The organism is Limnohabitans sp. Jir72, assembly GCF_003063575.1.
In the GTDB taxonomy this organism is placed as follows: Bacteria; Pseudomonadota; Gammaproteobacteria; order Burkholderiales; family Burkholderiaceae_C; genus Limnohabitans_A.
In genome coordinates this window covers 98,209-113,695 of record NZ_NESC01000007.1, presented here as the reverse complement: position 1 = coordinate 113,695, position 15,487 = coordinate 98,209, and the positions used below count along the sequence as shown (strand labels likewise).

The 15,487-nt window shown below is 58.2% G+C and carries 11 protein-coding genes; 4 read left to right on the top strand and 7 right to left on the bottom strand.

Annotation, left to right across the window (positions count from 1 at the left end; translation table 11 throughout):
* Nucleotides 1–5: 5 nt before the first annotated feature.
* Nucleotides 6–1,217, bottom strand: coding sequence for a 3-hydroxybenzoate 6-monooxygenase (locus B9Z52_RS11280; protein ID WP_108413951.1), 1,212 nt, complete (start codon nt 1,215–1,217; stop codon nt 6–8).
* 427 nt (nt 1,218–1,644) lie between these two features.
* Between B9Z52_RS11280 and paaZ the strand changes: the two genes are divergently transcribed.
* From paaZ to B9Z52_RS11265, 3 genes are all read left to right on the top strand, one after another.
* Nucleotides 1,645–3,690, top strand: a complete 2,046-nt coding sequence (gene paaZ, locus B9Z52_RS11275) for a phenylacetic acid degradation bifunctional protein PaaZ (protein WP_108413950.1) — start codon at nt 1,645–1,647, stop codon at nt 3,688–3,690.
* Nucleotides 3,691–3,941: 251 nt separating this feature from the next.
* Nucleotides 3,942–4,556 carry a class I SAM-dependent methyltransferase gene (locus tag B9Z52_RS11270; RefSeq protein ID WP_108413949.1) on the top strand — a complete coding sequence of 205 codons (615 nt, stop codon included), beginning with the start codon at nt 3,942–3,944 and terminating at the stop codon, nt 4,554–4,556.
* A gap of 28 nt (nt 4,557–4,584) precedes the next feature.
* Entirely contained in the window at nt 4,585–4,989 is a 405-nt protein-coding gene (locus B9Z52_RS11265) for a YkgJ family cysteine cluster protein (protein ID WP_019430691.1), read from the top strand.
* 52 nt (nt 4,990–5,041) lie between these two features.
* On the opposite strand, the gene B9Z52_RS11260 is transcribed toward B9Z52_RS11265, so the two are convergent.
* From B9Z52_RS11260 to yjgA, 6 genes are all read right to left on the bottom strand, one after another.
* Nucleotides 5,042–7,669, bottom strand: coding sequence for a bifunctional diguanylate cyclase/phosphodiesterase (locus B9Z52_RS11260; RefSeq protein WP_108413948.1), 2,628 nt, complete (start codon nt 7,667–7,669; stop codon nt 5,042–5,044).
* Nucleotide 7,670: 1 nt separating this feature from the next.
* Nucleotides 7,671–8,852: an ABC transporter substrate-binding protein gene (locus B9Z52_RS11255; protein WP_233251932.1), complete on the bottom strand. Its 1,182-nt coding sequence runs from the start codon at nt 8,850–8,852 to the stop codon at nt 7,671–7,673.
* Nucleotides 8,853–8,955: 103 nt separating this feature from the next.
* Nucleotides 8,956–9,579: a Crp/Fnr family transcriptional regulator gene (locus tag B9Z52_RS11250; RefSeq protein WP_233251931.1), complete on the bottom strand. Its 624-nt coding sequence runs from the start codon at nt 9,577–9,579 to the stop codon at nt 8,956–8,958.
* A gap of 295 nt (nt 9,580–9,874) precedes the next feature.
* Nucleotides 9,875–12,319, bottom strand: coding sequence for an RNA polymerase sigma factor RpoD (gene rpoD, locus B9Z52_RS11245; protein WP_108413946.1), 2,445 nt, complete (start codon nt 12,317–12,319; stop codon nt 9,875–9,877).
* Between the two features lie 418 nt (nt 12,320–12,737).
* Nucleotides 12,738–13,337 carry a molybdopterin adenylyltransferase gene (gene mog / locus B9Z52_RS11240; protein WP_108413945.1) on the bottom strand — a complete coding sequence of 200 codons (600 nt, stop codon included), beginning with the start codon at nt 13,335–13,337 and terminating at the stop codon, nt 12,738–12,740.
* Nucleotides 13,330–13,986 carry a ribosome biogenesis factor YjgA gene (gene yjgA, locus B9Z52_RS11235; RefSeq protein WP_108413944.1) on the bottom strand — a complete coding sequence of 219 codons (657 nt, stop codon included), beginning with the start codon at nt 13,984–13,986 and terminating at the stop codon, nt 13,330–13,332. The genes mog and yjgA overlap by 8 nt, the downstream gene beginning before the upstream one ends.
* Before the next feature lie 22 nt (nt 13,987–14,008).
* On the opposite strand from yjgA, the gene pmbA reads away from it, so the two are divergent.
* Nucleotides 14,009–15,487, top strand: a complete 1,479-nt coding sequence (gene pmbA / locus B9Z52_RS11230) for a metalloprotease PmbA (RefSeq protein ID WP_233251930.1) — start codon at nt 14,009–14,011, stop codon at nt 15,485–15,487.

Below are 15,487 nucleotides of genomic sequence, written 5' to 3'. Positions count from 1 at the left end.
TGCGATCAGGTGTTTTGTGCGGCGTCCAGGCAGTTGCCCACGTTCCAGCCGTACAGCCATGCCATTGCATCATAAAAGCGCTCAGGACTGCGACCGCGCCACAGGTCATTGCGCACCAGACGCTCCACGCCCTTGGCATGGTAGATGCGGCCCATCTCGCGGCTCGACAGCACGATGCGGGCGGTGCGGGCCACGCGGGCACGCTGGTACATGTCCAGCGCTTTGGGCCAGTCGTTCTGGTGCGTGCGCAGGGCTTCGCCCAAAGTGACGGCGTCTTCCATGGCCATGCAGGCGCCTTGCGCCATGTACTGCGTGGTGGGGTGGGCGGCGTCGCCCAGCAAGCTCACGCGGCCATAAGTCCATTGGCCAATCGGCTCGCGGTCGGCGGTGGCCCAGCGCTTCCAGGTTTTGGGCAGATCGATCAGCTGGCGCGCTTTGGGGCAAATGCCCTGGAAGTAGCTTTGCACTTCTTCTTTGCTGCCGTCCGTGACGCCCCATTCTTCTTGCTGGCGGCTGTGGAAAGTCACCACCACGTTGTATTGCTCGCCACCGCGCAGCGGGTAGTGCACCAAGTGGCAGTTGGGGCCGACCCAAATCGCAGCGGCGTTCCACTGCAGGTCTTCGGGAAAGTCTTTTTTGTCGACCACGGCGCGGTACACCACATGGCCGGTCACGCGGGCCGGGTCGCCCACAAACTGCTCGCGCACCACCGACTTCACGCCGTCGGCACCGATCAGGGCGCAGCCCTGAAAAGCCTTACCGTTCTGGTCCCACACGGTCACGCTGGTTTCGTCTTGATCAATGCGCACCACGCGGGTGTTGGTGTGGAACTCGACTTGTCCGGTCTCCTGCGCGCCTTCGAGCAAGGACAAATGCACATCGGCCCGGTGAATGACGGCATAGGGGTTGCCAAAGCGTTGGCGGAACTTTTCGTCGGTGGGGATCTTGCCCACTTGGTACTCGTCGATGGCATCGTGCATCACCATGTAGTCGGTGTAAACCGCACGGCCACGGGCTTTGTCGCCAATGCCCAGGGCATCAAAGGCATGGAAGGCGTTGGGGCCAAGCTGGATGCCTGCACCGATCTCGCCGATCTCGGGGGCTTGTTCCAGCGCGGTCACGGCAAAGCCCTGACGCACCAGCGCCAAAGCGGCGGCCAGCCCGCCAATGCCACCGCCTGCGACGATGACGGGGAGTTGCGATTGCACTGCGCTCATGGGATCTCCTGCCTGATCAATTTAAGAAATGTGTGCATATTGTATGTGTGCATATTAAATGTGCAAGACCTGATTCATACGGTGGAATCAGTAAAAACCCTAGCATGCATCAGGTAGCCACGGCCTGTGCCACCGCTTGCAGCTGCTGGCGCAGTATCTAGGGCGCGGGCATACCGGACAGGATGACGCGCAGCATCACCCCGGGGGCACCTCGTGCAAGCGCTGCATGAGCGAGAGCAGCAGGCGTGCGATGGCCACAATCCCAGACTTGGAGGTGCCGACCTATGGGATCAGAGGCAATGCATGCAAGGGAAAGCCCTGCCTTGCAAGATCTTGGGCAGACGGGTCAAACCGATTAAAATTAACCGACCGCTCGGTTGGTTAATTCTGATGACCGAGCTTTGTTCTTTTCAGAAAGCGCTCACCCATGTCCCAAGTCCTGCAAAGTTTCATCGGCGGCCAATGGATCGGCCAGCAAGGCGCGCAAAACCTGCGCAGTGCCATCAACGGCGTCACGGTCTATCAAACCCATGCCGAAGCCATCGACTTTGGCGATGCGGTGCACTTCGCCCGCACCGTGGGCCTGCCCAATTTGCTCAAGCTCGATTTTCAAGAACGTGCCCAACGCCTCAAAGCCCTGGCCAAGTACCTGGGTGAACACAAGGAGCAGTTGTACGCCATCTCGGCCCACACGGGCGCGACGCGTGCCGACAGCTGGGTGGACATCGAAGGCGGCGCGGGCACGCTGTTTGCCTATTCGGGCATGGGCAGCAACGAGCTGCCCAGCGGCAACCTCATCCACGAAGGCCCAGCCTTCCCTTTGGGTAAAAAAGGCGGCTTTGCGGGCACGCACATCCTGGTGCCACGCGGCGGCATCGCGGTGCACATCAACGCTTTCAACTTTCCCATCTGGGGTCTGCTTGAAAAGTTCGCGCCCAGCTTTTTGGCGGGCATGCCCTGCATCGGCAAACCCGCTTCGTCGACCAGCTACCTGACCGAAGCCATGGTGCGTCTGGTGGAGCAGTCGGGCATCTTGCCTGCCGGTAGCTTGCAATTGGTGATCGGCTCCACCGGTGACCTGCTGGACCGCCTGAATGGCCAGGATGTGGTCACCTTCACTGGCTCGGCCGACACCGCCGCCATGCTGCGTGTGCACCCCAATGTGGTCAAACACAGCATTCCCTTCAACGCCGAAGCCGACTCGCTCAACTGCGCCATCCTCGCGCCCGATGTGACGCCAGACGACGAAGAGTTTGATTTGTTCGTGAAAGAAGTCGCCCGCGAGATGACCGTCAAGGCGGGCCAGAAGTGCACGGCGATTCGCCGCGCCATCGTGCCGCGCCAGCACCTGGACGCGGTGGCTGAAAAGCTCAAAGCACGTCTGGCCAAAGTGGTGGTGGGCGATCCATCGGTTGAGGGCGTGAAGATGGGCGCTTTGGCCTCGCATTCGCAGCAAGCCGATGTGGCAGAGCGTGTGGCCCTGCTGCGCCAAAGCGCCGAGCTGGTGTTTGGGGGCGGCACAGGTTTCAGCCCAGTGGGGCAGGGTGTCGAGGGCGGTGCTTTCTTCCAGCCCACACTGCTGCTGTGCCAAAAGCCTTTGCAAACCAACAGCGTGCACGATGTGGAAGCCTTTGGCCCCGTCAGCACGCTCATGCCCTACGACGGCATTGACGAAGCCCTGCAGCTGGCCGCGCGCGGTCAGGGCAGCCTGGTCGGCACGCTGGTCACCAAAGACCCGCAAATCGCTGCCCGCGTCATCCCGGTGGCTGCAGCCCTGCACGGTCGCTTGCACATCCTCGACCGCGAAGCCGCGGTTGAATCCACCGGCCACGGCTCGCCACTGCCGCCCCTCAAACACGGCGGCCCCGGCCGTGCAGGTGGCGGTGAAGAACTCGGCGGGATCCGCGCCGTCAAACACCTGATGCAGCGCACTGCGCTGCAAGGCTCGCCCACCATGATCGCCGCCGTCACGGGCGAGTACATGCGCGGCGCCAAGTTGATTGAGACCGAGGTGCACCCCTTCCGCCGCCACTTTGAAGAGTTGCAAATTGGCGAGAGCCTGCTGACCCACCGCCGCACCGTCGGCGAAGCCGACATCGTGGCCTTTGGCGGCCTGTCGGGCGACTATTTTTACATGCACTTCGACGAGATCGCGGCCAAGGATTCGCCGTTTGGCAAACGCATCGCGCACGGTTATTTTGTGCTGTCGGCAGCTGCGGGTTTGTTTGTCTCGCCTGCGCCCGGACCGGTGTTGGCCAACTACGGCTTGGACACCCTGCGCTTCGTCAAGCCCGTGGGCATTGGCGACACCATCCAGGCCCGCCTGACCGCCAAGCGCAAGATCGATCGCAACAAAAAAGATGCCAACGGCTTGGGCCAAGGCGTGGTGGCCTGGGATGTGGAAGTGACCAACCAGCTCGGAGAAGTGGTGGCCAGCTACGACATCCTGACCTTGGTGGCCAAGAAGGGTTGAAACTGGGTCATGCAGGCCCCACTTGCAGGCGTCTTGGCGTGGTTTGATCGTGCAGATCCCTCACCGGTTTTTCGCCCACGGGGTGGGCTCCTGCAAAATACAAAGGCTGCGATTTTGTAGGAGCCCACCCCGTGGGCGATGGTCGTGGTGCACGCCCTCCAAAACTTCTGTCCGTGCGCGAGATGGGCGTGGTAAAAACCCCCAAAAAATTCGCTCTCGGTGTTGAGTGAACACGGTTGGAGGCCGTTGCCATGAATGTTTATGACCGCTACGTTTTGCCATACCTGATTGACTTCGCCTGCGGCCTGCCCATGGTGCAGGCGCAGCGTCGCCAGCTGGTTCCCAAGGCGCAGGGCCGGGTGCTGGAAGTGGGTATGGGCACCGGCCGCAACCTGCCGTTTTACGACCGCCAACGCGTCACCCGCCTGGTGGGCGTGGACCCGGCCATGCAAATGCACCCCTTGGCCCAAAAGCGCAGCCAAAGGGCGGGCATCGCGGTCGAGCTGATGGGGCTGTCGGCCGAGCAGTTGCCTGCTGATGACGCCAGCTTTGACACCGTGGTCTGCACCTACACCCTGTGCAGCATCCCCGATGCGGCGCAGGCCCTGCGCGAGATGCGCCGGGTGCTGGTGCCGGGCGGCAAGCTGCTGTTTTGCGAACATGGCCGGGCGCCCGATGAAACTGTGCGCCGCTGGCAGGACCGCTTGCAACCACTTTGGGGGCCGCTGGCTGGGGGCTGTCATCTGGGGCGTGACATTCCCGGTTTGCTCGACGCCGCAGGTTTTGCGGCCACCACGCAATCGGCCTATCTCGCAGGGCCACGCCCCATGACTTTTCACTATTGGGGCCAAGCGCAAGCGGCGTGAGTTGGCACATCCGGGATAATCCAGTCCCATGAGATCTCCCATTGCCGTCGTTGACGTTGACCGCTGCGAAACCTGGACCCGTTACAAAAACGGCTTGTGCGATACCTGTGCGGCCAATTGCTGCACCATGCCGGTCGAGGTCAAACTGGCCGACCTGGTGAGGCTGGAACTGGTGGACCCGTTTGAAGCCGAGCACGAAGACCCCAAGCAGATCGCCAAGCGCTTGTCCAAGGCTGGGTTGATTGAACATTTCAATTTCAAGAACAGCATTTTCAGCCTGGCGCGTCGCGCCAGCGGCGACTGCCAGTTTCTCGACGCCAAAACCCGCCGCTGCACGGTGTACGACAAACGGCCTAACACTTGCCGCCTGCATCCGCAGGTGGGGCCTCGTCCCAACCATTGTCCTTATGGCAACAAAGCGCAGTCGCGCTGAAGGCCGTCGATCAAGACTACCCGGACCGTGAAGCCCTGGTCAGGCCGGCACTTCAATGGGTTTGAGCTGGAAGCAAATGGCTTGGCAGAGCCAGCAGGTCCTGAAGACTCAAGGGCTTTGAATAAAAATAACCTTGTGCTTGTCGGCAACCCAGCTTGATCAATGTCTCTTGCTGGAATCGGTTTTCGACGCCTTCAGCCGTCACCTCCAGCCGCAGCGATTGCGCCAAAGCCAGAATGCCAGAAATGATTTTGATGTTTTCTTCACGGTCCATGCCGGCAGTGAATGACATGTCGATTTTCAATTTCTGAATGGGCATGCTGGCCAGACGGGAAAGAGACGAATAAGACTTGCCGAAATCGTCGATCGCGATGCGAACGCCCAAACCCATGATGGCTTGAAGCTGACTGGCCAACTCTTGCGCGCTCAGTGCGAAATCTGTTTCTGTGATTTCCAGCACAAAACCATCCAATCCATTTTCAAGTTCATATGCCAGATGTGAAAGCATCGTGAAAAGACGTTTCCCGGACAACATTTGAGGTGACGAATTCAAAGCGATGGTGGCGCCCGCAAAGCGCTTGCGTATCGCGTGACTGTCTTGGATGACCTGGGTAAACAGGTGTTGTGTCAGTGGGTAGATGGCCCCCGATTGCTCGGCCAAAGGTATGAACTCCGCGGGGCTGACCATGCCCAGTTCTTCGTCATGCCAACGCGCCAGGGCTTCAACGCCAATGATTTTTCCGGTGAGCAAATCCACTTCGGCTTGGTAATGTGGGTAGATCCGATTTTCGCGAATGGCCACCGCCAGTCGGCTGTCAACTTTGGTTTTTCGAGAGGTGGTCGCCAGCATCTTGGCGTTGAGCCATTGGATCTGATGGCGTCCAGATTCCTTGGCGCTCAGGAGGGCCGTATCTGCATAGATGAGCAGTTCATGGATGGATGGCGTGTGATCTGGAAATATGGCTGCGCCAGCGCTGAAGGTGGCTGTGATTTGCACCGCCCCCATGTGATGGACGGTGAAGAGCGCAGGTTTGAAAATCACTTGCAGCTTGTCTTGGAAATCAGCGATGGGTTCATGGATGTCCAGCACGGCAATGAACTCATCGCCTGATCGCCGACACAAGAAATTGTCTGCGGGCAATGTGGCTTTCAGATGGTGTGCAATTTGCCGAATCACCTCATCGCCTTGATCGTGGCCAAAGGTATCGTTGATGTTTTTGAAGTTGTCCAAATCAATGAACAACAAGGCAAAGCGGCTGCCATCCAATTTTTTCTCGATGTATTCAAGAAAGCCTCGGTAGTTAGGCAGTCCTGTCAGTTGGTCTTCGTGGAGAAGATGCGTGAGCTTTTTCTCTGCCTCCCGGATGGCGCGGATGTCTGAGAAAACAGAAACATGCCCTTGGCTCATGCCATTGGCATCCAGCAAAGTGGACACCGACAGCAGCACAGGCAAGGGCGTTTTCTGCTTGCTTAAAAAATAAGTTTCACCACGCCAGGTGCCGTGTTCGCGTACGCTTTGCGCAATGGTTGGAAAGTCGATGCTCATCTCGTCCTGGATGTACAGCCGACCGGCAGGATGGTTGAGCAGCTCGTCTTTGGTGTAACCGGTCATGTCTGTCAATGCGGTATTCACCTCCACCACCAGCCCCTGCTGGTTCGTGATCAAAATGGCCTCAGCCGCGGTCTCGAACACTCTGGAGAAAATTGTCTGCTTTTGAGTTGCAAGTCCTTGCTTTTGCAGCATGCTTTGCAAGGCGTTTGACACCTTGGCAATTTCATCACCAGTATGGTCAACGAGGGATCCATCACCTCGTCCCTCGACGGTGTCAGAGGCCAGTTGAACAAGATCGTCAAGCCTGCGTGTGGTGCGCTCTGAAAAAAGTCGTGTCCAGCGCCTGAGCCCAAAAAACAGCAAACCACCACAGGCCAAGGAAGCCCCCAGCCCTGTCATGACAAACAGGAAAGCCGATAAATAACTTTGTTGCAGCTGGATGTGGATGGCGTAGTCTTTGCCGACATCGTTCCACTCAAATGTGAATGCATCGCTGTGTTTGAAAAGATCAGAAGCAGTTTCGACAAATGGCGAGAGGCTGAACTTGATATCCAAGTCATTCGGGAAATTCAGCGTGGCCATGATCTTGTCAAGATCCAAGTGAAGCAGAACCACGCCGATGGCGCTGTCTGTGAAGTTGGCAGTGATGGGCACACTGACCGCCATATAGTTGGCATGGTCCATGGTCACCAGGTCTGAATGGGTCTGGCTGTCCTCGATCGTTTTCTGAATGTTGGTCGGCGCGTCCAACAGCAAACTCAGCGAATTGCTGCTTTGGATGAAAAATCTCCCTTGGTAATCGAGGAGGTCATATTTGTAATACTTATTTTGGTTGGCTTTTTCCAACAGTGGCAGGAGGTACGATCCTCGCCCGACCGAGTCGGTCAGCCCGGTCCAGACTTCGGTCGAATGAGCCAAATCGTTGGCTTGCCGCAAGGATGCGCTGATCTCAAAGTCCAGCTTGGTAGAGATCAGTGCCTTGTAGTGCCGGAACTCTTCTTGCTGGTAGAAAAAAATCCCATAAACGGCCAAGAGCATGCTGATCGATGTCACGCCCAGGATGTAGGCACCAAACAGCCTGAAAACGTCATGGCTGATCTGGGCTTTGAGCGATTTCAATCGGCCCATGTCAGTCCTGCGGAATCAACTGCCCCGCAGGCGTCAACTTGACAAAAAGAACTTGCGACTTGTTCAGTGCGTCATGTCGGTGATTTGTGAAAGGCTGGGTGTAGTGCTTAACGGCACCTTGAAAGGCCGGCAATTTTTCCAAGGCATCCCTGATCTTTTCAGGTGAAGTGGTTTGCGCCTTGTCGATGGCCTTGGCCAGCAGATGGACCGTGTCGTAAGCATGTGCAGCGCCAACGGGACTGGGAATGTCTTGCGTACTTTTCAGACCCTTGTTTTTCAGGATCCAATCTGCAAGGTAAATGGCACGAGGCCGCTTGTTGTGGACGAAGGTGAAAGTCTGGATGAAGTCGATGCGCACCATAGAGAGTTCTTCTTTGGCCAACTCGTGCAAGGTGCCGCCCACCGCACCCCAATGTGCCACCACGGGCATGCGCATGGATTGGGGCTGCGCGGCAATTTCTTTGACCAAAATGGCACCCTCTCTCTCATTGCCCACAAACAGCAGTCCTTGCGTGCGTGAGTCCAAGCAGGCTTTGTAGTGCTGTTTCAAAGAGGGGTCTCCCCAGTTGTACCAACGCACCACCGGAAATTGCGCCGTTTGTGGACCTGACTTTTCCTGGATGACTTTTTCTGCCGAGCGACCCCAGGCGGTGTTGGGCAATATGGCGCACGCTTGCCTAACCTTGTATTTGGAGGACAGGCGCTTCATCATGGCTTGGACGCCCCAATCGTCCTTGAGGGAGACCCGAAACGAGTAAGAGGGCTTGTGCTCATGATCGGTGATGGGGTCTGCGGACCCCCAGACGCTGATCAAGGGCACTTTCAATCGGTGTGCCTCAGGCAGCATTTCTACGCTGATGGGGCTGTATTTGCCACTCAAAACGGCCACCAGATCCTTCGTGCCTGCCAGCTGAACAAAATTATCCTTGCCCCTGGCGGAGATGCCTTTGTTATCCGTGGTGATCAATTGAAGAGGACGGCCGTTGAGAACGCCTCCGTTGTTGTTGATCTCTTCGATGGCGGCTTTGATGCCCCATTCGGTGACCATGGCGGATGTGTTCGTTTTCACGCCATAAGCATCGTCAAAACCGATCCAAACGGGTGGGTTTTGTGAAAGAGTGGAGATCTGCGCGCAAGTGTTGGCTGCGAACGTACAAAAGATGAAAGCCAAAAATGTCTTCATTCTGTTGAGCTGCCCTTGACCTGGTCCTTGTGTGCCGACGTCACGTTGCAAATGTTTAAATGAGTTGAACATGCCCGTGATCCGTCGTGCTTGGTTGGCGTTTTCAATGCTGCTTGGCGGGATGCATGACCCGATAGCATTCACAGGCCTTGGCTTGCAGTCCGGGCCGATTCAGGACGTCCAATTGCCCTCGCCTGACTTCGATCAGCCCTTCGTGGCTCAATTTGCCAGCGGCCAGGGTGACCGATTCCCTGCGAATGCCCAAGGTGTCTGCAATTTCCTGGTGGGTAATTTGAAGCGTGTGCCCTTGGGTCTTGTCCAGGGTGTTCATGATCCAGCGAACGATTTGCTGTTCATTGCTGTGTTTGATGCTGCAGATGGTGGGCATGGCGATCTGCAAAATCATTTGTCGTGTGGTGGCCATCCAGATTTTCAGGAACCCGCTGTCTTGCGCCAATTCGGACTGGAACACGCTCAAAGGTAATTTGTAGGCGAACCCCGAAAACTTCACACGTGCGCGGCTGAAATTCTGGTTGCTGCCCATCACACCACTGCCGACCATGCCTTCTTTGCCAATCAGGACCATGTCGGGTGAAGAGCCATCCGAGATGTCAATTTGCATGGCAATGATGGCACTCACTGGAAAGAAGACAAATTGAATGGCCTCATGCGGGCGGAAGATCAACTGGTCGGCTTCCAGACAAACCAGTTGGAAAAACGGGACCAATTTTTCATATTGATCAGATGGCAATTGCCCAACCATCAAATTACTGCTCGGACTTAGCATTTCTGGTCCTTTTTGCTGTTCTTGATGTTTAGCTTAATAAAAAACAATATTCTTACTGTTCGGTTTCGCACATATGAGGCCAATTCCGACGTGAATTTAGAAAGGAAATTGGGTTTTCCGGGTGTGTTGGCCCTGGAGGGGGCCTGATTTGTCGGCGGCACAATGCACCGTGGTGCAAAAAAAAGCCCCCCGACCTTGCAGTCGGGGGGCAGTGTGCTTTGGCGGCTTGTGCGGCTTACATCGTGTCGATGAAGCTGCGCAGTTTGTCGCTGCGGCTGGGGTGCTTGAGCTTGCGCAGGGCCTTGGCTTCGATCTGGCGGATACGCTCGCGGGTCACGTCGAACTGCTTGCCCACTTCTTCCAGCGTGTGGTCGGTGGACATCTCGATGCCAAAACGCATGCGCAGCACTTTGGCTTCGCGTGGCGTGAGGCTGTCCAGGATGTCCTTGACCACGTCGCGCAAGCCCGCTTGCAGGGCCGCGTCGATGGGCGCAGTGTGCGTGCTGTCTTCGATGAAGTCGCCCAAGTGGCTGTCGTCGTCGTCACCGATGGGTGTTTCCATGGAAATCGGCTCTTTGGCGATCTTCATGATCTTGCGGATCTTGTCTTCCGGGATTTCCATCTTCTCGGCCAAGATGGAGGCGTCGGGCTCAAAGCCGAATTCCTGCAAGTGCTGGCGCGAGATGCGGTTCATCTTGTTGATGGTCTCGATCATGTGCACCGGAATGCGGATCGTGCGGGCCTGGTCCGCAATCGAGCGGGTGATGGCCTGGCGAATCCACCAAGTGGCGTAGGTCGAGAACTTGTAGCCACGGCGGTATTCGAACTTGTCCACGGCTTTCATCAAACCGATGTTGCCTTCCTGGATCAAATCGAGGAACTGCAGGCCACGGTTGGTGTATTTCTTGGCGATCGAGATCACCAGGCGCAAGTTGGCCTCGATCATCTCTTTCTTGGCATCGCGGCTGGCACGTTCACCGGCGTTCATGCGCTTGTTGATGTCCTTGAGTTCATCGAGCGGTACCACCACTTGCGACTGCAGGTCCGTCAGCTTTTGCTGCAGGTCTTGCACGGGCGGGATGTTGCGGCCCATGACGGCACTCCAGCTCTTGCCTGCCGCAGCTTGTTTTTCGATCCACTTGAGGTTGAGCAGGTGCGATTCCACGCGCTTGCCGTTCTTGTCGCGGCCACTGAAGTCGGCAATGAAGTTGTCTTGCGGGTAGCCGCATTTGTCCACGATGATGCGGCGCAGTTCGCGCTCTTTCTTGCGGACATCGTCCACCTGAGCACGGACCATGTCGCACAGCTTTTCGATGGTCTTGGCGGTGAAACGGATGGTCATCAACTCTTCGGACAAGGCGGTTTGCACCTTGACGTAAGTGGGCGTGCCCCAGCCTTCCTTGTCGTACACCTTGTGCACTTTTTCGAAGTATTCGGTGATGCGGTCAAAGCGTTCCAGGGCCTGATTCTTGAGCTCTTCGAGCTTCTTGGTCAGGGCCTTGGAGCCGCCTTTGCCGTCGTCGTCGTCGGCCTCGTCGAACTCGTCGAAGTCTTCTTCGGCCACGTAGTCGTCGGCTTCGTTCAGATTGGCAAAACCGTCCACCACGGTGGAGATGACGACCTTGCCTTCGCGGATTTCGTTCGCCAGGCGCAGGATTTCGGCAATGGTGGCAGGCGATGCACTGATCGCGGCCATCATGTCCATCAAGCCGCCTTCGATGCGTTTGGCGATTTCGATTTCGCCTTCACGGGTCAGCAGTTCCACGGTGCCCATTTCGCGCATGTACATGCGCACCGGGTCGGTGGTGCGGCCGAATTCGCTGTCCACGGTGGACAAAGCGGCTTCGGCGGCTTCTTCGGCTTCTTCTTCGGTCGAGCCGGTGGGCGCGTTGTCCGTGATGATCAGGCTCTCGGCGTCGGGCGTTTGCTCGTAGACGGCCACACCCAGGTCGTTCAGCGTGGCAATGACCACTTCCAGGGTTTCGGCATCGACCAGCTTGTCGGGCAAGTGGTCGCTGATTTCGCCGTTGGTCAGGTAGCCGCGGGTCTTGCCCAGCTTGATCAGCGCTTTCAGGCGGTCGCGGCGCTGCTTCATTTCCGCTTCGGTCAGGACGGTTTCGTCCAGGCCGAATTCCTTCATCAAGGCCCGTTCTTTGGCCTTGCTGATCTTCATGCGAAGGGGTTTGACTTTTTCGGCGGTGTCCGAGACGGGTTCGGCTTCGACTTCCTCTTCGATGTCGATGATTTCATCGTCGAACGAAGGCTCAGCGATGCTGCCTTTTTTCTTGGGACCGCGCTTGGCACCGGTCACGGCTTTCTTGGCGGCTGGCTTTTTGGCTGGCGCTTCGGCCACATCGGCGGCTTTGGCCGCTTTGGTTTTCTTCACGACCACTTCGGCCTCGGCGGCGTTGGCTTTGGCAGTGGTTTTTTTGTCGGTCACTTCGGATTTCTTGGCGGGCACGGAGGCGGCTTTCTTGGCGGGAGTCGCCGGGGCTTGGGTGGTTTTGACCGCAGGGGCGGCTGCTTTGGCGGCCGGCTTGGCCGGTGCTTTGGCAGTCACTTTGTCACTTGCCTTGGCCTTGGCGACGGGCGCTGGGGCTTTTTTGGCAGGGGCGGGTTTGGCCACGGTTTTGGATTTGGCGGGGGCCTGGGCAGGCTTCTTCGGCTTTTGAGCGGGCATGAACAACCTCAAGACTTCAAAACAGACAAGGAAACAGACACAGTCAGCGCCAAATACATCCCGGCGCGGGCTTGTTAAGACACAGGGTCAACGTCCTATATGAGCGTCGAAACTGCAATGGCAAGATGGAGGGGCGAACATTTGGAATGCAGTCCTTGCGGAACGGTGACCGACCCATAGGGGGCTTCGCGCTGATGGCGGTGGTCTAGCCGGAGGTGCTGCTGTCGCTCTTGCCGAGAAAATCGGATTATACCCAAAGACTGCAGTGCCATTGGCCGAGTTGGGTGGTCAGTCGCTGCAGTAGCCCACTCTTGTGGGCGATGCCTTGAAAGGCGTGTGCTACGCCCATCGCCCACAGGGGGGGGCTCCTACAAAAAGTCTATCCCTGGCCTGTTGCTCAAGACTTCAGGGGGGCGGATCAACAGCGTGTTGGGCGAACGGCGGTTTTGGGCCGGAAGGCCTTGCAGACCTCGTCATTCGTTTCCATGTAAGGGCCGCCGATCAAATCCACACAGTAGGGTACGGCCGCAAAAATGCCGTGCACCACCGATTTGCCGTCAGCGTCTTTCAGGCCTTCGAGCGTCTCGGCGATCGATTTGGGCTGGCCGGGCAGGTTGATGATCAGGCTTTGGCCTCGGATCACCGCCACCTGGCGCGACAGGATGGCCGTGGGCACGAACTTCAGGCTGATCTGGCGCATCTGCTCGCCAAAGCCGGGCATTTCTTTGTCGGCCACAGCCAAGGTGGCTTCGGGCGTCACATCGCGCAGGGCGGGGCCTGTGCCACCGGTGGTCAGCACCAAACTGCATCCGGCATCGACCAGCTCAATCAAGGTGGCGCTAATGCGCTCTTTTTCATCGGGGATCAGGCGCGGCTCGAACGTGATGGGGTTGAGCAGTGCGCGGCTGAGCCATTCCTGCAAGGCAGGCAGTCCTTTGTCTTCATAAACACCGGTGCTGGCCCGGTCGCTGATCGACACGATGCCGATCTTCACAGGGTCATGGCGGGCTTTACTCATGGTCTGCCTCCTCGGTGCTCTCGTCGCTTTGGCCGCCACTCAAAATGCTGCGAACCAGCTTGAACAATTCGCGGTACGCTCGGCTTTGGCGTGGGGCAAGTCCTTGCGATACAGCCGCATTGGTGACCGGGACGGCGTCCTTGCGGGCTTGGCGCACCAGGGCGCGCAGTTGTTGGATGTCGGTTTGGGGGTATTGCGCGATCCACTCGCCTGCGGCAGCGTCGTCGGCAATCAGCCGATCGCGCCAGGCTTCGGCCAAGTGCAGCGATTGTGTGTCTTTGGCGCTGCCCAAGCGCTGAATCTCGAGCGCGTCGCGCACGGCTTGCAAGGTTTCCGGGCTGAGCAAACGCATTTGCTTGCCAATGAACTGCATCTGGCGGCGTTTGCCTTCAAAGTTGGTGATGCGGTTGGCTTCGACCAAACCATCCGCCAGCTTGTCGGGGAGTTTGAGGCCCGCCATCAGGTCGCGGCGAAGGGTCAGCAGTTGCACGCCCAGCTCTTGCAGCTCCGTGCTTTCACGCTTGAGCTCGGTGCGGCTGGGGCCTTCCAGACCGAACTTGAGTTCGCGTTTGAACTCCAGGTCAAGTTCGCTGCCTTCGGCAACAAATTGACCACGGACGAAATAGCCTTTTGTGGGTTTACGGGACATGACTGGGGGAACTCGTTCTCAAATGCAGCGCGCAGGCTGGGTGGCAAGTATCATAGCGGCCACTGTGGGCCTGACGCTCACCATCTGCTTCGAGAGCCCTTCCGTGAACAAAACCGCACCCGCCAAAGCTTCCACTTCCGAGCCACACGATGGCTTCAGTTACTCGCGTGACCACTTTGAGGCACTGGTGGACACCGCCTTGCACCATGCCAAAAAATTGGGCGCCACCAATGCCGGTGCCGAGGCCTCGGAAGGCTGCGGATTGTCGGTCAGCGTGCGCAAGGGCGAGCTGGAAAACGTGGAGCGCAACCGGGACAAGTCGCTGGGCGTGACGGTTTACTTGGGCCACCGCCGCGGCAATGCCAGCACCTCGGATTTTTCCAAAGCCGCCATTGAGCGCACTGTGCAAGCGGCCTACGACATCGCCCGCTTCACCGCAGAAGACCCCACCGCTGGCCTGCCCGATGAGGCCGACATCGAAACCCAGCAGCGCGAACTGGACCTGTTCCACCCCTGGTCGATCAACAGCGAAGAAGCCGCGCGTTTGGCCCTGCAATGTGAGGCGGCTGCACTCAAGACCAGCCGCCGCATCACCAACAGCGATGGCGCGGCGGTCTCGGCTCAGCAAAGCCATTTTTTCAGCGCCCACACCCACGGCTTTCGGGGGGGCTATGCCAGCTCGCGCCACAGCATCTCTGTGGCACCGATTGCCAAGCTGCCCGGCCGCAACGCCGAAATGCAGCGCGACGCTTGGTACAGCTCGATGCGTTCGGCGGATGAGTTGGCCTCGGCTGAGGCGGTGGGCCGCTACGCTGCCGAGCGTGCCTTGTCCCGCTTGGGCGCGCGCAAGATCGCCACGACCGAATGTCCGGTCTTGTTCGAGTCGCCAGCGGCGGCAGGCTTGTTGGGCGGTTTTGTGCAGGCCGTCAGTGGTGGTGCGCTTTATCGCAAGAGCAGTTTCTTGCTCGACTCGCTGGGCAAGAAAGTCTTCCCCAAGCACATTGACATCCATGAAGACCCGCATCTGTTGCGCGGCAAAGGCAGCTCGCCCTTTGACGACGAAGGCGTGCGCTCGGTGCGACGCCAAGTGGTCAAAGGCGGCCGTGTCGAGGGCTATTTCCTGTCGAGCTATTCGGCCCGCAAACTGGGCATGAAGACCACGGGCAACGCCGGTGGCTCACACAACCTGACGATGACTTCACGCCTGACGCAAGCGGGTGATGACCTGGACGAAATGATCCGCAAGCTGGGCACAGGCCTGTTTGTCACCGAGTTGATGGGGCAGGGCGTGAACTACGTCACAGGCGACTACTCACGCGGCGCCAGCGGCTTTTGGGTGGAGAACGGGCAGATCGCTTACCCAGTGCAGGAGATCACCATCGCCGGCAACATGAAAGACATGTTCATGGGCATCGAAGCCATGGGCGCTGACACTTACAACATGGGTGCCAAGACCATCGGCTCCATCCTGATCAACCGCATGAAGGTGGCGGGCAGCTGA